Origin of the sequence: Diaphorobacter sp. J5-51, assembly GCF_001023515.1 — a bacterium.
GTDB lineage: Bacteria > Pseudomonadota > Gammaproteobacteria > Burkholderiales > Burkholderiaceae_C > Diaphorobacter > Diaphorobacter nitroreducens.
Map to the genome: position 1 here is coordinate 26,852 of NZ_JSYI01000098.1, position 16,215 is coordinate 43,066.

15 protein-coding genes and 1 pseudogene are annotated in these 16,215 nt (G+C 68.6%); 7 read left to right on the top strand and 9 right to left on the bottom strand.

Annotated features, from left to right (window positions below):
• Positions 1 to 116: 116 nt before the first annotated feature.
• The 7 genes from OX89_RS13005 to mnmG all read right to left on the bottom strand — a co-directional run bounded on the left by OX89_RS13005 (position 117) and on the right by mnmG (position 6,669).
• Positions 117 to 914, bottom strand: coding sequence for a trans-aconitate 2-methyltransferase (locus OX89_RS13005; RefSeq protein ID WP_047350920.1), 798 nt, complete (start codon positions 912 to 914; stop codon positions 117 to 119).
• A gap of 25 nt (positions 915 to 939) precedes the next feature.
• On the bottom strand, positions 940 to 1,935 hold the full coding sequence (locus OX89_RS13010; protein WP_011803503.1) for a ParB/RepB/Spo0J family partition protein: 996 nt from the start codon (positions 1,933 to 1,935) through the stop codon (positions 940 to 942).
• A 6-nt stretch (positions 1,936 to 1,941) separates the two neighbouring features.
• A complete protein-coding gene (locus OX89_RS13015) occupies positions 1,942 to 2,484 on the bottom strand; it encodes an alpha/beta hydrolase (RefSeq protein ID WP_047350921.1) in 543 nt (180 codons plus the stop codon).
• Between the two features lie 86 nt (positions 2,485 to 2,570).
• Positions 2,571 to 3,341, bottom strand: coding sequence for a ParA family protein (locus OX89_RS13020; RefSeq protein WP_011803501.1), 771 nt, complete (start codon positions 3,339 to 3,341; stop codon positions 2,571 to 2,573).
• Between the two features lie 16 nt (positions 3,342 to 3,357).
• Positions 3,358 to 3,972 (bottom strand): LysE family transporter, encoded by a 615-nt coding sequence (locus OX89_RS13025; RefSeq protein ID WP_011803500.1) that lies wholly within the window; start codon positions 3,970 to 3,972, stop codon positions 3,358 to 3,360.
• Between the two features lie 34 nt (positions 3,973 to 4,006).
• Complete coding sequence (rsmG, locus tag OX89_RS13030; protein ID WP_047350922.1) at positions 4,007 to 4,687, bottom strand: 16S rRNA (guanine(527)-N(7))-methyltransferase RsmG; 681 nt, start codon at positions 4,685 to 4,687, stop codon at positions 4,007 to 4,009.
• Positions 4,684 to 6,669 carry a tRNA uridine-5-carboxymethylaminomethyl(34) synthesis enzyme MnmG gene (gene mnmG / locus OX89_RS13035; RefSeq protein ID WP_047350923.1) on the bottom strand — a complete coding sequence of 662 codons (1,986 nt, stop codon included), beginning with the start codon at positions 6,667 to 6,669 and terminating at the stop codon, positions 4,684 to 4,686. The genes rsmG and mnmG overlap by 4 nt, the downstream gene beginning before the upstream one ends.
• 212 nt (positions 6,670 to 6,881) lie before the next feature.
• Here mnmG and OX89_RS13040 point away from each other — a divergent pair, with 212 nt between their 5' ends.
• From OX89_RS13040 to OX89_RS13060, 5 genes and pseudogenes are all read left to right on the top strand, one after another.
• The gene (locus OX89_RS13040) at positions 6,882 to 7,466 is read left to right on the top strand and encodes an NADPH-dependent FMN reductase (protein WP_047350924.1); all 585 of its coding nucleotides are present in this window, start codon (positions 6,882 to 6,884) and stop codon (positions 7,464 to 7,466) included.
• A gap of 65 nt (positions 7,467 to 7,531) precedes the next feature.
• The gene (locus OX89_RS13045; RefSeq protein WP_041835834.1) at positions 7,532 to 7,798 is read left to right on the top strand and encodes a YkgJ family cysteine cluster protein; all 267 of its coding nucleotides are present in this window, start codon (positions 7,532 to 7,534) and stop codon (positions 7,796 to 7,798) included.
• Positions 7,799 to 7,932: 134 nt separating this feature from the next.
• On the top strand, positions 7,933 to 8,541 hold the full coding sequence (gene gstA, locus OX89_RS13050; RefSeq protein WP_012655159.1) for a glutathione transferase GstA: 609 nt from the start codon (positions 7,933 to 7,935) through the stop codon (positions 8,539 to 8,541).
• A gap of 265 nt (positions 8,542 to 8,806) precedes the next feature.
• Positions 8,807 to 9,931, top strand: coding sequence for an alkene reductase (locus OX89_RS13055; RefSeq protein ID WP_047350925.1), 1,125 nt, complete (start codon positions 8,807 to 8,809; stop codon positions 9,929 to 9,931).
• Positions 9,932 to 10,085: 154 nt separating this feature from the next.
• Positions 10,086 to 10,825, top strand: a pseudogene (locus tag OX89_RS13060) (sulfite exporter TauE/SafE family protein).
• A gap of 186 nt (positions 10,826 to 11,011) precedes the next feature.
• Here OX89_RS13060 and OX89_RS13065 read toward each other — a convergent pair.
• Positions 11,012 to 12,664 carry a methyl-accepting chemotaxis protein gene (locus OX89_RS13065; RefSeq protein WP_047350926.1) on the bottom strand — a complete coding sequence of 551 codons (1,653 nt, stop codon included), beginning with the start codon at positions 12,662 to 12,664 and terminating at the stop codon, positions 11,012 to 11,014.
• Positions 12,665 to 12,847: 183 nt separating this feature from the next.
• Positions 12,848 to 15,196, bottom strand: coding sequence for a cation-translocating P-type ATPase (locus tag OX89_RS13070; RefSeq protein WP_011803491.1), 2,349 nt, complete (start codon positions 15,194 to 15,196; stop codon positions 12,848 to 12,850).
• Between the two features lie 178 nt (positions 15,197 to 15,374).
• Between OX89_RS13070 and OX89_RS13075 the strand changes: the two genes are divergently transcribed.
• Positions 15,375 to 15,572: a heavy-metal-associated domain-containing protein gene (locus tag OX89_RS13075; protein WP_011803490.1), complete on the top strand. Its 198-nt coding sequence runs from the start codon at positions 15,375 to 15,377 to the stop codon at positions 15,570 to 15,572.
• Positions 15,569 to 16,072 carry a Cu(I)-responsive transcriptional regulator gene (gene cueR / locus OX89_RS13080; protein WP_011803489.1) on the top strand — a complete coding sequence of 168 codons (504 nt, stop codon included), beginning with the start codon at positions 15,569 to 15,571 and terminating at the stop codon, positions 16,070 to 16,072. Before OX89_RS13075 ends, cueR begins: the two co-directional genes overlap by 4 nt.
• Positions 16,073 to 16,215 lie beyond the last annotated feature (143 nt).

Genomic DNA, 16,215 nt, shown 5'->3' on the forward strand with positions numbered 1-16,215 from the left:
TCTCAACCGAGGCGTTGCGGTCTGCGCACCCGGTACAGGACCGGCGTGGCCGATGTGAATGCAAAGTCATACCGATTCGGCAGTTTTTGCAACCGATGTTTGCAAGTTGTTTCGTTTTAGTGTGGCGTAGCACCGTCCCCCGGCAAAGGCAATTGGTAGATCCACACCGCATGGCCGGCGAAGGAATCCAGCCGCGCGCTGGGGCACACGCCCGGCACGGCGAACGCCAGACTCACGAGCCAGCTGCCCGGCGCCATCTCCGCGCGGGCCTTCGCGGCCACGCGGGCCATGCTCTCGGGCCGCTGGAACACGTACACAAGGTCGTAACCGCCCCAGTCCGTGGCCCAGATATCGCCGCGCCGCACGCGCGCCCAGGGGCAGCGCAGCCGGCACAGCAACGCCAAAGGTCCACTCCACTCCAGGCCGTGCAGCCGCGCCTGCGGATAGGCCGCGCGCAGGGCCTTGAGGCCATCGCCCAGGCCGCAGCCGGCGTCCAGCACGGCAGCACCCGCGGGCAGCGGCGCGGCGTCCTGCAGGCCGTGCAGCGCACCCGGCGGGGTGGGAAACAGCGGCGCATCACGCCAGGCGTTGAGCGGATACACCAGCAGCAGCAGCGCCAGCGGCAGCAGCCAGCCCCAGGCCGGTAGCGCCACCGCGCCGCCCAGTGCCGCCGACAAGGGAAAGCCCAGCGCGATCAGGCCGCGGCGCCACCAGCCCTGCGCCAGCAGGCTGCCCGCCACACCCACGGCGCAGGCCAGCCCGAGCGCCGCCAGCGGGGCCACGCTGCCACGCAAGCCCGCGAACAGCAGCCACGCCGCCGCCCACACCAGCACCGCCGGCAGCGGCCAGGGCAGGACGATGCGCCGCGGCGGCGGCGCGTGCAGATGATGGAGTCGGCGGGGCCGGCGCGGCATGGGCACGGGCCGCAACGATGCGGCGTCAGCCGCCCCGCAGGCGCTCGATGAGGCCGTTGAGCGCCTCCAGCGAGCCAAACTGGATGGCCAGCTCGCCCATCTCCTCAACCCGGCTGCCGCGCTTGACGCGCTTCTTGACGCGCACCTCGACCTCGGCCATGAGCAGGTCGGACAGCTCTTCCTCCACGCGCTTGAGGTCGCGCGACTTGTCCTTCTTGGGCTTTTGCGGCGTGAGGGCGAACTCCGCCCCCAGCTTCTTGACGAGGCTCTCGGCCTCGCGCACCGACAGCTTCTTCGCCGCGATCTGGTTGCCCGCGGTGATCTGCGCCGCGCGCTCCAGCGACAGCAACGCGCGCGCGTGGCCCATGTCGATGTCGCCGGCCATGAGCATGGTCTGCACCGGCTCGGCCAGGTTCAAAAGGCGCAGCAGGTTGCTCGCCGCGCTGCGCGAGCGCCCCACGGCCTGCGCCGCCTGTTCGTGGGTGAGGCCGAACTCGCGGATCAGGCGCTGCAGGCCCTGGGCCTCTTCCAGCGGGTTGAGGTCCTCGCGCTGGATGTTCTCGATGAGCGCCATGGCCGCGGCCGCCTCGTTGGGCACGTCGCGCACCAGCACCGGCACCTCGGCCAGGCCCGCCAGGCGCGAGGCGCGAAAGCGCCGCTCGCCCGCGATGATTTCGTACAACGGCCCACTGGCGCTGAGGGCACCCATCGCTGCCGAAGCCCCCTGCGATGCACGCTCCTGGCGGCGCTGTTGCGCCTGTTCGTCGTCGAGGCGCCGCACAAGGATCGGCTGCATGATGCCCTGGGCCTTGATGGATTCGGCCAGTTCGTACAGCGCGCCCTCGTCCATGCGTGTGCGCGGCTGGTAGATGCCGGGCACGAGACGGTCCAGGGCCAGCGTGCTCACCGGCCCGTCTGCCGCACCCGCTGCGTTGGCGCCGGCAGGCGCCTTGTCGGCCACCTTGGGGCCCAGCAGTGCTTCCAGGCCGCGTCCCAGGCCCTTGGGTTTCTTGGTGACCATGTGTCTTCAGTCCTTGTTCATCAATGCGCGCAGCAGTGCGTGCCCTTCGGGCCAGTCGCCCAGGTCGGAATCGGCGTTGATATGGCCGCGGGGCCCAGAATCCACGAAGCGTGCGCACCATGCACCGGCCAGCATCTGCGCACGCTCAAAGCTGCAGTAGGGATCGTCCTGGCTGCCCACCAGCACGGCCGGAAAGGGCAGCACCTGGCGCGCGATGGGCGCCCAACCGGGGATCTGCGCGGCCAGGTCGGGCCGCTCCACATCACCCGGCGCCACCAGCAGGGCGCCGCGCACCTTGTGCGCGTGGCGGGTGTGCGCCGCCCACCAAGCGGTGAGGATGCACCCCAGGCTGTGCGCGGCCAGCACCACCTCGCCCGGCGCATCGGCCACGACCTCTTCCAGCCGCGCGGACCAGTCGCCGCGCAACGGACGCATCCAGTCGTGCTGCTGCACCCGCTGGTAGCCATGCAGCCGCTCCCACTCGGTTTGCCAGTGGCCGGGGCCGGAGTTCTGCCAGCCGGGCAGGAGGAGGATCTGCGAGGGGTTCATGCGGCGTTACTATGATTTATATAGCTGATAGCGCTTATCCAATAAGCCTTGGAGGCTATTTTGACCGGTAAGACCTTGGCCAGGCATCACATGCGCTTCACGCGCTCCACCATCTCGCGCGCGAACTCCAGAAAAGCCTGGCTGCCCTTGGCCGCGGGATCGAACACCACGCCGGGCAAACCGTAGCTGGGCGCCTCGGCCAGGCGCACGTTGCGCGGGATCACGGTGTCGAACACCTTGTCGCCGAAGTGGTCCTTGAGCTGCTCGCTGACCTGGCTTTGCAGCGTGATGCGCGGGTCGAACATCACGCGCAGCAGGCCGATGATCTGCAGGTCGGGGTTCAGGTTGGCATGCACCTGCTTGATGGTGTTCACCAGATCGGTCAGGCCCTCCAGCGCGAAGTACTCGCACTGCATCGGCACGATGACGCCGTGGGCGCTGCACAGGCCGTTCAGCGTGAGCATGGACAGGGAGGGCGGGCAGTCGATGAGCACGAAATCGTAGTCGGAATCCACCGCCGCCAGGGCGGCTTTCAGGCGGCGTTCGCGCTGCTCCAGCGGCACCAGTTCCACCTCTGCCCCGGCGAGTTCGCGGTTGGCGCCCAGCACGCGGTAGCCGCACTGCTCCGACAGCACGGCGGCCTCCGGCACCGAGGCCGACTCCAGCAGCACGTCGTACACCGACAGCTCCAGCGCGCGCTTGTCCACGCCCGAGCCCATGGTGGCATTGCCCTGCGGGTCCAGGTCCACGAGCAGCACGCGCTGGCCGATCTTGGCCAGGCCCGCGGCCAGATTGACGGAAGTGGTGGTCTTGCCGACCCCACCCTTTTGGTTGGCAATGCAGAAGATCTTGGCCATGCGGGGCAATTCGCTATTACTTGGAAATGGCCAGCTTGACGCCGAAGCCGATGAGGAACACGCCCGCCGTTTTCTCCAACACGCGCGCCACCGTGGGGTTGGCGCGCATGCGCTCGGCCAGGAAGTGCGTGAGCAGCACCACAACCAGGCTGTACAGGAAGGTGAGCGTGGCGATGGTGGCGGCCATGGCGGCGAAGGTGACCAACCCGCGGTGCGTGGCCGGGTTCACGAACAGCGGGAAGAAGGCCATGTAGAACACGATGGCCTTAGGGTTGAGCAGCGTGATGACCGCCCCCTGGCGGAAGTAGTGGCGCGGCGCAATGTTCAGCACCGGCGCATCCCCCGGCTTGGCGGTGAGCATCTTGTAGCCCATCCAGCCCAGGTAGACGGCGCCCAGCCATTGCACGGCATGGAATGCTGCCGGATACGCGGCCAGCAGGCCCGCCACGCCCGCCACCGCCATCCACATGAGCACCTGGTCGGCGGCGATCACGCCCATGCAGGCGGCCATGCCGGCGCGCACACCGCCCTTGCCGGTGGAAGTGATGAGCGCCAGATTGCCCGGCCCCGGGATGGCGAGGAACAACACGATGGCGGCGACGAATGCGCCGTAGTCTGCAATGCCGAACATGGGAGCGCCTTGCGAAGCGGGAGGGGGCTTGAGTTTACGCGACGGGGCGCAGCCAGAGGATGCAGCGTTCGGCCTGCAGGCCCGGCACAGTGAGTTGTTCCACGTGAAACACGCTTACGTCCGCCGGTAGCGCGGCAATCTCGTCGTGCGGGTGCTTTCCCTTCATGGCCAGCCACACGCCGTGCGGTGCCAGTGCCTGGCGCGACCAGGCGGTGAAGTCCGCCAGCGCGGCAAAGGCGCGGCAACTGACCACATCGAACGGACCGGCCAGCGTTTCCACGCGCGCATGGATGCCACGCAGGTTGGACAGACCGAGGGTGCCCGCCGCCTGCTGGATGAACGCTGCTTTCTTGGCCACGGTGTCCACGCAACTCACATCCACTTCCGGGCAACAAATGGCGAACACCACGCCAGGCAGTCCCCCGCCTGATCCCACATCCAGCAGCCGTGCGCCCGGGCGGGCCGCACTGTCCTGCCCCCTCTGTGCGACATGGCGGCGCAGCGGCGGGACGGCAGCCAGGCTGTCCAGCAGGTGGTGCGTGAGCATTTCCTGCGGATCGCGCACCGCCGTGAGGTTGTAGACCTTGTTCCACTTTTGCAGCAGCGCCAGGAAGTCCAATAGCTGTGTGATTTGCGCTTCCGACAGATCCAACCCCAAGGCGTTGGCGCCCTCACGCAGGGTGAACTCAAGGCTTGTGTTCGACACCACGCTCATGCGACCGTCTCCACCCCATCCGCCGGCTGCGGGGCAAACCCTTTGAAACCGCCCTTCTTCAAGTGGACCATCAGCAGCGAGATCGCCGCCGGTGTCACCCCGGAAATGCGTGACGCCTGGCCCAACGTCTCCGGCCGGTGCTTCTGCAGTTTTTGCCGCACCTCGATCGACAAGGCCGCCACCTGCATGTAGTCCAGATCTTCAGGCAGACGCAGCTTCTCGAAGTGCGCGGCGCGCTGCACCTCATCCCGTTGGCGGTCGATATAGCCCGCGTACTTGGCGGCAATCTCGACCTGCTCGATCACGGGTGCGCTCAGCTCGCCCAACGTTTCACGTGAAACAGCCCCGCTTGCATACTTGCCGCCATCCATGGTCGTCAGTGCGTCATACCCCACGTCCGGACGGCGCAACAGGTCGAAGAGGTTGTATTCATGTTCGATGGCTTTACCCAGCACGCGCTCGGCCTCCACCGTGGGCAGGTTGCGCGGGTTCACCCATGTCGATTTCAAACGCTCTGTTTCACGTGAAACCGCATCGCGCTTGCGGCTGAAAGCGTCCCAGCGCGCATCATCCACCAAACCCAAGCGACGCCCCGCCTCGGTCAGGCGCATGTCGGCGTTGTCCTCGCGCAGCTGCAGGCGGAACTCGGCGCGGCTGGTGAACATGCGGTAGGGCTCGGTCACGCCCTTGGTGATCAGATCGTCCACCAACACGCCCAGATAGGCCTCGTCGCGCGCGGGCACCCAGGCACCCACCCCTCGGCATTGCAGCGCGGCGTTGATACCGGCGAACAGGCCCTGCGCCGCCGCCTCCTCGTACCCTGTGGTGCCATTGATCTGGCCTGCGAAGAACAGGCCCTGGATCTGCCGCGTCTCGAAACTGCTCTTGAGCGAGCGCGGGTCGAAGTAGTCGTACTCGATGGCGTAGCCCGGCCGCAGGATGTGCGCGTTCTCCAGGCCGCGCATCGAGCGCACCAGGTCGTACTGGATGTCGAACGGCAGGCTGGTGCTGATGCCGTTGGGGTAGAACTCGTGCGTGGTCAGCCCTTCCGGCTCCAAAAATATCTGATGGCTTTCCTTGTCGGCAAAGCGGTTGATCTTGTCCTCCACGCTGGGGCAATAGCGCGGGCCCACGCCCTCGATCTTGCCGGTGAACATGGGACTGCGGTCAAAGCCGCTGCGGATGATCTCGTGCGTGCGCGCGTTGGTGTGCGTGATCCAGCAGGGCACCTGGCGCGGGTGCATGGCCGCCCCACCGTACGCATGCGCCATGAAGCTGAACACCGGCACAGCACCCTCGTTCACGCCGCCGGGCATGCCATCGCCGGGCTGCTCCTCACACTGGCTGAAGTCGATGCTGCGCCCGTCGATGCGCGGCGGCGTGCCGGTCTTCAAGCGCCCCTGGGGCAGCTGCAGCTCCTTCAGGCGTGCCGACAGGCTTACGGCCGGCGGATCCCCCGCGCGGCCCGCTGCGTAGTTGTTCAGACCCACGTGGATCTTGCCGTCCAAGAAGGTGCCCGCCGTCAGCACCACCGTGCGACTGCGAAAGCGGATGCCCACCTGCGTGACGGCGCCCACCACGCGGTCGCCCTCCACCATCAGGTCGTCCACCGCCTGCTGGAACAACCACAGGTTGGGTTGGTTCTCCAGCATGCGGCGGATGGCCGCCTTGTAGAGGATGCGGTCGGCCTGCGCGCGCGTGGCGCGCACGGCCGGGCCCTTGCTGCTGTTGAGGATGCGGAACTGGATGCCCGCCTCATCGGTCGCCAGCGCCATGGCGCCACCCAGCGCGTCCACTTCCTTCACCAGGTGGCCCTTGCCAATGCCGCCGATGCTGGGGTTGCAGCTCATCTGCCCCAGCGTCTCGATGTTGTGCGTGAGCAGCAGCGTGCGGCTGCCCATGCGCGCGGCGGCCAGCGCGGCCTCGGTGCCGGCATGGCCTCCGCCAACGACGATGACATCGAAATCCTGGGGGTACAACATGGTGGGGTGCTCCGGGCCCGCTGCGGCCCTGTCAAACGGTGAACAAGCCCGGCTTTCACGGCGCCGGTACCGCCCCCACCCTCGCGCCTGCGCTGCCGGCCCGGCGGGGAACCCGTGATTTTCCCATCTTTGCCACCCCGATGCGCGGCGGGGTTTGTTTCACGTGAAACCGCGCAGGAAAAGTGTGTCCAGGCTGTGCTCCAATCCCGCGCATGAAGTTCCTCGTGTTCGCGGGCAGCACCCGCACCCAATCATTCAACCGCCGCCTGGCCGCCGTGGCCGCACACATGGCGCGCGACGCCGGCGCCGAGGTCACGCTGCTGGAGCTGGCCGACTTCGACATCCCCCTCTACAACGCCGACCTGGAGACCGCGGGCACCCCGGCCGATGTGATCCGGCTGAAGGAAGTGCTGGACGCCCACCCCGCCTGGGTGATCTGCTCGCCCGAATACAACGGCAGCTACACCGGCCTGCTCAAGAACACCATCGACTGGGCCTCCAGCCCCGTGGCCGGACACGCGGAATGGAGTGATGGCACTCGCCCGTTCGCGGGCAAGGTGGTGGGGATGCTCAGCGCGTCCAACGGCGCACTGGGCGGCCTGCGGTCGCAAAGCCACCTGGCGCCGCTGCTGCTCAACCTGGAATGCTGGCTGGCGCCGCGCCATTTCGCGCTGCCGCGCGCGGCCAGTGCCTTCGACGCCCAGGGCCAGCTGGTCAACGCAAGCCAAGCCGCCCACGTGCGCGGCGTGGTGGAGCAGGTCCTGTGGGCTGCCGGGCGGCTGCACGGCACCGCGTGACAGAAGCAAAAACCGGTACCAGCGCATATCCAGCAAGCGCTGACAGCTATGAATTAAATAGCGCCATGGATTGCCGCCCCGGCTGCGGCGCCTGCTGCACGGCGCCGTCGATCTCCTCGCCCATTCCCGGCATGCCGCACGGCAAGCCGGCCGGCATGCGCTGCGTGCAACTGGACGACGACGCACGCTGCCGCATCTTCGGCCGGCCCGAGCGCCCCACGGTGTGCGCCTCGCTGCGGCCCAGCCCCGCCATGTGCGGCGACAGCCGCGCGCACGCGATGCGCTGGCTGGCGTTCATGGAACAGGCCACACAGCCGTCCACGCCCCGCTGAGGCCGCCTTGCCCCCAGGCGCAGCGCCGCGGGGAAACGCCCCCACAAAGGCCTTGGCATGGCAGACCCGCGCAGGTCGGCATAGCATGCGCTGCGGAGATTTTCTTCATCACTCTCTTGAAAGGACAAGACCGCATGAAGCTCTACTACTCCCCTGGCGCCTGCTCGCTCTCCCCGCACATCGTGCTGCACGAAACCGGCCTGGCCCACACCTCGGTGCTGGCCAGCACCAAGAGCCACAAGCTGCAGGACGGCACCGACTACTACACCATCAACCCCCTGGGCTACGTGCCGGTACTGGAGCTGGACGACGGCACGCGCCTGCGCGAAGGCCCCGCCATCGTGCAGTACCTGGCCGACCAGGCGCCGCACAAGAACCTCGCCCCCGCCAACGGTACGCTGGCGCGCTACCGCCTGCAGGAGTGGCTGACCTTCATCGGCACCGAGATCCACAAGGGCTTCACCCCCCTGTTCAAGCCCACCACCCCCGCAGACTACAAGCCCCTGGTGCATGAGCAACTGCTCAGCCGCCTCAAGTGGGTGGACGGCGAACTGGCCCACAAGCCCTACCTCATGGGCGAGCACTTCAGCGTGGCCGACGCCTACTTGTTCACAGTGACCAACTGGGCCCCCGCCGTGAACCTGGACATCTCCGCACTGAAGAACCTGGCGGCCTACCGCGAACGCATCGCCGCCCGCCCCGCCGTGCAGGCCGCCATGAAGGCCGAGGGCCTGCTCAAGTAAGGCCCACATGGCCGCGCCCGGCATCTGCGGGGCGCGGCTTGTGCGTGCCGGCGCCTCACCGCAAAAATCCCCCCGCGCGCCGCACGCCCGGCGCCATCCAGGGCCGCCAGCCGGCCCCACCGCCGTACCCCCTCCCTGTTTGACGTAGCACAGAACCCGTGGTTCTGCAGCGCCTGGGTGTACTGCACGCCTTGAGCGATACCGGTATCCTTTGATGCGTTCCGCACCTCCCGCGGTTCGCTTTGCAAGAAGGTACTGAAGTCGCATGCCCACTCTGTTCGATCCCATCCAGGCCGGTGACCTGCACCTGGCCAACCGTATCGCCATGGCGCCGCTGACGCGCAACCGCTCGCCCCGGGCCGTGCCGCGCGACATCACCGCCACCTACTACGCCCAGCGCGCCAGCGCCGGGCTGCTGATCACCGAGGGCACGGCCATCAGCCACCAGGGCCAGGGCTATGCCGATGTACCAGGGCTGTACGCCACCGAGCAGCTCGATGGCTGGAAGCGCGTCACCGCCGCCGTGCACGCACGCGGCGGCCGCATCGTGACCCAGCTCTGGCATGTAGGTCGCGTATCGCACCGCGCGCTGCAGCCGGGCGGCGCAACCCCCGTGGCGCCCTCGCCCATCGTGGCCAAATCCAAGACCTATCTGGTCGACCCCGAGACCGGCGCCGGCCGGTTCGAGCCCACCTCCGAGCCGCGGGAGCTCGACGCCAGCGAACTGCCCGGCATCGTGCACGCCTTCGCCGCGGCGGCGCGCAATGCGGTGGAAACGGCAGGCTTTGACGGCGTGGAGATCCATGGCGCCAACGGCTACCTGCTGGACCAGTTCCTCAAGACCGGCGCCAACCAGCGCACGGACGACTACGGCGGCAGCATCGAAAACCGCGCCCGCCTCATGCTGGAGGTAACACGCGCCGTGGCCGATGCCGTAGGCCCGGGTCGGGTGGGCCTGCGCCTGTCGCCCGTCACGCCGGCGAACGACATCGTGGACGCCAACCCGCAGCCGCTCTACGAGTACCTGGCCCGCCAGCTTGCGCCGCTGGGCCTGGCCTATGTGCACGTGATCGAGGGAGCAACGGGCGGTCCGCGCGAGGTGGAAGGACGCCCATTCGACTACGCCGCCTTCAAGGCCGCCTACCGCGAGGCTGGCGGCCGGGGGGCATGGATGGTGAACAACGGCTACGACCGCGACATGGCCCAGGAGGCGCTGGCCAGCGGCCGCGCCGACATCGTGGCCTTTGGCCGCGCGTTCATCTCCAACCCCGACCTGGTGGAGCGCCTGCGGCGGGGCGCCCCGCTCAACGCCTGGGACCAAACCACGTTCTACGGCGGCGGCGAGCACGGCTACATCGACTACCCCGCGCTGGAGCAGGCCCCGGCCTGACGCAGGCGGCCCGCCAAGCATCACGCCCGGCGCCGGGCGTGATGCTTCATGGATGGATATAAAAAAAGGCTCCAGCGCTGATGGGCAAAGCGCTGGCCGCTATCAAAACAAAAGCGGGTACGCCCATGGACCCGCGGGCAGCAGGGAGACATGCATGGAGACACCGGCCGTCCTCGTCCTGGGCGCCGTCGTGGCGGGCTTCGTGCAAGGCCTGTCGGGCTTTGCGTTCAGCATGGTGGCCATGTCGTTCTGGGTCTGGGTGCTGGAGCCACACCTGGCGGCGGCGCTGGCGGTGTTCGGCTCGCTCACCGGCCAGGTGCTGGCTGCGGTGACCATGCGCCGCGGCTTCAATGCCCCCCTGCTGTGGCCGTTCATTCTGGGCGGTCTGGTGGGCGTGCCCGTGGGCGCCAGCCTGCTGCCCCACCTGAACGCCCATTGGTTCAAAGCACGCTGCTGGTGTGCTGGTGCCCCGCCATGCTGATGGCGCGCAGCCTGCCGCGGGTGCGTTGGGGCGGGCGCACGGCCGACGCCGTGGTGGGCCTGTGCGGCGGCGTGATGGGCGGCATTGGCGGCTTCACGGGCGTGCTGCCCACGCTGTGGTGCACGCTGCGCGGCCTGCCCAAGGACACCCAGCGCGCCGTGGTGCAGAACTTCAACCTGGCGATGCTGGCCGTGGCCATGGCCACCTATCTGGCCAAGGGTCTGGTCACGCGCGACATGCTGCCCGCCTTCGGCATCGTGGCTACGGCCGTGCTGGTGCCGGTGCTCCTGGGTACGCGGCTGTATATCGGCATCAGCGAGGTCCGCTTTCGCCAGATCGTGCTGGGCCTGCTCACGCTGTCGGGCGGTGCGCTGCTGGTGGCATCCGTGCCGCGCCTGCTGGCATCGGCATAAAAATCGGCTCTAACTCCCGCCCAGTAAGCGCTAGCAGCTACTTATTAAATAGCAATCTGCTAACTTCCTTGCGCGCCATCACAGGCCGCAAAACCAAGGGGCAAAAAAAACGCACCCGAAGGTGCGCAAGGAGGGTTTGTTGAAAACTGGCGGCGGCGCCCGGCCGCCGCGTGCGTCATGCAGCGCTCAAGCGGCGCTCAGGCGCGGCGTGTCGCCGCCCCGCAGCGCGGGGGCCGGCGCGCCGGTGCGCGTGAAGGCCGCTGGCGCGTGGCCGTCGTCGGCCAACTGGAACTGGCTCACCACCTGCGACAGGCGGGCGGCCTGCTCGCGCAGCGACTCGGCCGCCGCGGCGGACTCTTCCACCAGCGCGGCGTTCTGCTGCGTCATGCGGTCGATCTCGCCCACGGAGGCGTTGACCTCGCCAATGCCGCCCGCCTGCTCGGAGGCGGCGGAGTTGATCTCGCCAATGATGTCGGTCACGCGCTGCACGCTGGACACGATCTCCTGCATGGCCTTGCCGGCATCTTCCACGTGGCGCACGCCGCCGTCCACGGCCGTCACGCTGGAGCTGATCAGGCCCTTGATCTCGCTGGCTGCGGCCGCGCTGCGCTGCGCCAGGCTGCGCACCTCGCCCGCCACCACGGCAAAGCCGCGGCCCTGCTCGCCCGCGCGCGCCGCTTCCACGGCTGCGTTCAGCGCGAGGATGTTGGTCTGGAAGGCGATGGAGTCGATCAGGCCGATGATGTCGCCGATCTTGCGGCTGGAGGAGGAGATCTCGTGCATGCTGTTCACCGCCTGCTGCACCACCTTTCCACCGCGCGTGGCGATGCCCGAGGCCGAGGTGACGAGCTGGTTGGCCACCTGCGAGGACGACGCCGTCTGCTGCACCGTGGCGGTGAGCTGCGAGAGCGCGGCCACGGCTTCCTGTGCGTTGCTGGCGGTCTGCTCGGTGCGGGCGGACAGGTCCTGGTTGCCGGTGGCGATCTCCTGGCTGGCCGTGGCGATGTTGCTGCTCGCGTCGCGCACCTGCGCCACCATTGCGCCCAGGCCGTTTTGCATGTCCAGCAGCGCGCGCTGCAGGTCGGCCGCCTCGTCACGGCCTTCCACGTGGATGCGCTGAGACAGGTCGCCCCCGGCGATCGCCTGTGCCATCGCGCGGGCCACTTCCAGCGGGCGGCAGATGGACACCATGTTCAGCAGCGTGAGCGGCACCACCACCACCACAGTGATCAGCACCGCCAGGGCGAACAGCCACTTGGTCTGGTCGGTGACGCGGTCCTGGTGCGCAATGGCGCTGTCCACCTCGGCGGCCAGGCGCTTGTCCAGCGCGGCCACCTTCTCGGTGGCGATGGTGAACTGCTCCACCGCCTTGCCGCTCATGCGGTTGGCGATCGTGGCGGTGTCGTAGCCGCCGGCCTCCAGCTGACGTGCCACGTGCGCAAACTGCTCGCGGTAGGCCACCAGGTGCTTGGCGACGTCCTTCGCCTCGGCCAGGTCCTCGCCCTGCCAGATCTGGCCCAGCGTGGCCGTGACCTTGCCCGCACGGTCCAGCGACGCCAGCCACCGGTCGTGCGCGGCGCGCACCGACTCGGGGCGCTCGTAGTGGATGATCATGTCCTTCTCGTGCTGGCGGATCTCACCCATCTCGCTGCGCAACTGGCCCATCAGCTTCACCGCGGCATGCGGCTGGCTGATGAAGTCCTGGGCCAGCCCGTGGATGCGGAACATACCCAGCATGCCGGCACCGCCCAGCAGGCCCAACAGGCCCAGTACCACGCCAATGGCGCCGATCATTCGCAGGCGGATCGTGAAGAGCCGCATGAGCGCGTAAATATTCATCACCGTTTCCTTGTCGTGTGCAGCCCCCGGCGGGCCACCCTCCCATGATGTGCGTCGCGCAATCCGTCACCCTGTCAGGCGATGGCTTGCGCGTGACTTACGAAGAAGCCGCGCGCCAATATGCAACAAAACGTTGCAGTTTGCCAGAGAAATAAGAATCCTTTTGTCTCGTTTATCCCGCAATCACCCCCGCCAACGCTTGAGCAACAACGCATTCGTCATCACGCTGACCGAACTCAGCGCCATCGCGGCCCCCGCGACCACGGGACTCAGGTAGCCCAGCGCCGCCAGCGGAATACCGGCCACGTTATATGCAAAGGCCCAGAACAGGTTCTGGCGGATCTTGGCCACCGTGCGCCGCGAGATGTCCAGCGCCGCCGCCACCAGCTGCGGGTCCCCGCGCATCAGCGTGATGCCCGCCGCGTGCATGGCCACGTCGGTACCGTTGCCCATGGCCATGCCCACATCGGCCGCGGCCAGCGCGGGCGCGTCGTTCACGCCGTCGCCCACCATGGCCACGACATGGCCCTGCGCCTTCAGCGCATTCACCGCCGCCGCCTTGTCGCCCGGCAGCACCTCGGCCATCACCTCGCCGGCCTCCGGCTGCAGGCCCAGGCGGCGGGCCATGGCCTCGGCCGCGCCGCGGTTGTCGCCAGAGATCATCACGCAGCGCACGCCCTGGACGCGCAGTTGCGCCAGTGCCTCGCGTGCGCCAGGCTTGGGCTCATCGCCAAAGGCCAGCAGCGCGCGCAAGACATAGTGCGCCCCCGCGCTCGGTACTATCGTGTCCTCGCTGCCCCCCAGGGGAGTGCTCGCGGCTTCGGGCGGCCGTGCGCCGCTCGGGTCCTGCGCGACCCGCTCGGCCACCGCGGACACGGTGGCGCCTTCGGCCTGCAGCGTGGCCGCACGATCGGCCAGCGGGCCCAGGTCCACGCCCAGCTCCTGCATCCAGCGCAGGCTGCCGACCAGATAGCTGCGCGCTGCCACCTCGCCCTCGGTGCCACGGCCGGGCACGGCGCGCACTCCGTCGGGCGCAGGAACAGGCAGGCCACGCTCTTGGGCGGCGCTCACCACGGCGCGTGCGAGCGGGTGCTCACTGCCGCTCTGCACCGCGGCCACAGCCGACAGCAGTGCCGCCTCATCCACCCCTGGTTCCACGTGAAACGCTGTCAGGCGCGGGCGGCCCACGGTCAGCGTACCGGTCTTGTCAAAGGCCACGGTCTGCACGCGGTGGGCGGTTTCCAGCGCCTCGGCATCCTTGATGAGGATGCCGTGCCTGGCCGCCACGCCGGTGCCCGCCATGATGGCCGCCGGCGTCGCCAGTCCCAGCGCACAGGGGCAGGCGATGACCAGCACCGCCACGGCATGGATCAGTGCAGCCTCCACGCCCGCGCCCGCCCACAGCCAGCCCAGCAGCGTGACGATGGCAATCGCCAGCACCACCGGCACGAAGACGGCCGACACCTTGTCCACCAGCCGCTGGATGGGCGCCTTGGCCGCCTGTGCCTCCTCCACCAGGCGGATGATGCGCGCGAGCACCGTCTCGCTCCCCACCGCCGTCACCTGCATCACGATGCGCCCATCGCCATTGATCGAGCCGCCGGTGAGCGCCCCGCCCTCCGGGCCATCGGCGCTGCGCGCCACGGGCAGCGGCTCGCCGGTCAGCATGGATTCGTCCACCTGCGTGTGCCCTTCCACCACCGTGCCGTCCACGGGGATGCGCTCGCCCGGGCGCACCACCAGCCGGTCACCCGCCATCACCTCGGCGATCGGCACGTCCACCTCGCCGTCCCGGCCCAGCAGGTGGGCCACCTCGGGGCGCAGCGCGTGCAGCGCGCGGATGGCGGCCGTGGTCTGGCGCTTGGCACGCGCTTCCAACCACTTGCCCAGCAGCACCAGCGTGATGACCACGGCCGATGCCTCGAAGTACAGGTGCGGCGTATGCCCCGCGCCATGGGTGGATTCGGCCGTGGCCCACAGCCACAGCGACAGGCCGTAGCCCGCGCTGGTGCCGATGGCCACCAGCAGGTCCATGTTGCCCGTGAGCGCCTTGGCGGCATGCCAGCCCGCCTTGTAAAAGCGCGCGCCCAGAATGAACTGCACCGGTGTGGCCAGGATGAACTGCACCCACGCCGGCAGCATCCAGTGCAAGCCGAACAGATCGCCCAGCATGGGCAGCACCAGCGGCGCCGATAGCAGCAACCCCACCGCCACCGGCGTGAAGCCTGCCCAGGGCGACTGCGCGCCCTCCTCACCCGCTTCCTGCTCCTCCACGCTGCGCGGCTCGTAGCCGGCATTGCGCACGGCGCGGCGTGCCAGCGCCTCTATGCCCCCGCCGCTGGCGGCGTCGAACACGATGTGCGCGCGCTCGGTCGCCAGGTTCACCGTGGCGTCCTGCACGCCCGGCACCTTGCGCAGCGCACGTTCCACCCGGCCCACGCAGCTCGCGCAGGTCATGCCGGCAATGCCCAGGTCCAGCGTGCCCGCGGGGGCGTCGCCCGATGCGGCAGGGGAAAGGGAAGCAGAAGTCATGAAAGCCACCTTGGAATCGATACAGGGCGCACCTTAAACCCTGACATGCTGGCAAGGTCAAGCGGCAGGCCGCGTGTGTCCCCGCTTGACTTTGACACCATGTCAGGCTTCATGATGCAGCTGTCGGCCACCCGCTGGCCCGCAACCCATCCACCGCCCTTTGATCGAGAGGACCATCATGCAATACACATTTCAAGTCCAGGGAATGACCTGCGGCCACTGCGAACGCGCCGTGGTGCACGCGGTGCGCCAAGTCGACACCGACGCCCTCGTGAAGGTAGACCTGCCCACCGGCCAGGTCATCGTGGAGAGCGACAAGTCGCGCGAGGCGCTGGCCAACGCCATCCAGGAAGAAGGCTACAAGGTCGCCGCATGAGCACCGCGCCGCGGCGCCCCGCCCACCGCGTGCCCAGCGACGGCGCCGGGCCCGCGGCCGCGCTGGACTGGCCCGTGGCCATCGGCACCGCCGCCGAGCGCGCAGGCGTCTCGGCGCGCATGCTGCGCCACTACGAATCGCTGGGCCTGCTGACCGGCGTGGCGCGCACCGACAGCGGCTACCGCCAGTACACCGAGGCCGATGTGCACACCCTGCGCTTCATCCGCCGCGCGCGCGACCTGGGCTTCTCGATGGAGGAGATCGCCACCCTGCTCGGCCTGTGGCAGGACAAGCAGCGCGCCAGCAGCCAGGTCAAACGCATCGCCCAGGCGCACATCGACAACCTGAGCGAGCGCATCGCCGCCATGCAGGCCATGCAGCGCAGCCTGCAGGCGCTGGTGCACTGCTGCCACGGCGACGACCGGCCGGACTGCCCGATCCTGGACGATCTGGCCATGGCCGGCATCCCGAATAGCGGCGCCGCCGACGTCGCTATTTAATTCATAGCTGCCAGCGCTTGTGGACAGGGCGCTGGAGGCCTAAAACACCCCAAACCAACCCGCCGGCCGGGCCACAATGGCCGCCTTGACACACCCTGCAGGAGATGTAATGGATGCCTCCCTCCCCACGGGGAAGTCGATCG

Coding starts and splice junctions, on each gene's coding strand:
- OX89_RS13005 (WP_047350920.1), bottom strand. CDS start 914: ATGCCGCGCCGGCCCCGCCGACTCCATCATCTGCACGCGCCGCCGCCG.
- OX89_RS13010 (WP_011803503.1), bottom strand. CDS start 1,935: ATGGTCACCAAGAAACCCAAGGGCCTGGGACGCGGCCTGGAAGCACTG.
- OX89_RS13015 (WP_047350921.1), bottom strand. CDS start 2,484: ATGAACCCCTCGCAGATCCTCCTCCTGCCCGGCTGGCAGAACTCCGGC.
- OX89_RS13020 (WP_011803501.1), bottom strand. CDS start 3,341: ATGGCCAAGATCTTCTGCATTGCCAACCAAAAGGGTGGGGTCGGCAAG.
- OX89_RS13025 (WP_011803500.1), bottom strand. CDS start 3,972: ATGTTCGGCATTGCAGACTACGGCGCATTCGTCGCCGCCATCGTGTTG.
- rsmG (WP_047350922.1), bottom strand. CDS start 4,687: ATGAGCGTGGTGTCGAACACAAGCCTTGAGTTCACCCTGCGTGAGGGC.
- mnmG (WP_047350923.1), bottom strand. CDS start 6,669: ATGTTGTACCCCCAGGATTTCGATGTCATCGTCGTTGGCGGAGGCCAT.
- OX89_RS13040 (WP_047350924.1), top strand. CDS start 6,882: ATGAAGTTCCTCGTGTTCGCGGGCAGCACCCGCACCCAATCATTCAAC.
- OX89_RS13045 (WP_041835834.1), top strand. CDS start 7,532: ATGGATTGCCGCCCCGGCTGCGGCGCCTGCTGCACGGCGCCGTCGATC.
- gstA (WP_012655159.1), top strand. CDS start 7,933: ATGAAGCTCTACTACTCCCCTGGCGCCTGCTCGCTCTCCCCGCACATC.
- OX89_RS13055 (WP_047350925.1), top strand. CDS start 8,807: ATGCCCACTCTGTTCGATCCCATCCAGGCCGGTGACCTGCACCTGGCC.
- OX89_RS13065 (WP_047350926.1), bottom strand. CDS start 12,664: ATGAATATTTACGCGCTCATGCGGCTCTTCACGATCCGCCTGCGAATG.
- OX89_RS13070 (WP_011803491.1), bottom strand. CDS start 15,196: ATGACTTCTGCTTCCCTTTCCCCTGCCGCATCGGGCGACGCCCCCGCG.
- OX89_RS13075 (WP_011803490.1), top strand. CDS start 15,375: ATGCAATACACATTTCAAGTCCAGGGAATGACCTGCGGCCACTGCGAA.
- cueR (WP_011803489.1), top strand. CDS start 15,569: ATGAGCACCGCGCCGCGGCGCCCCGCCCACCGCGTGCCCAGCGACGGC.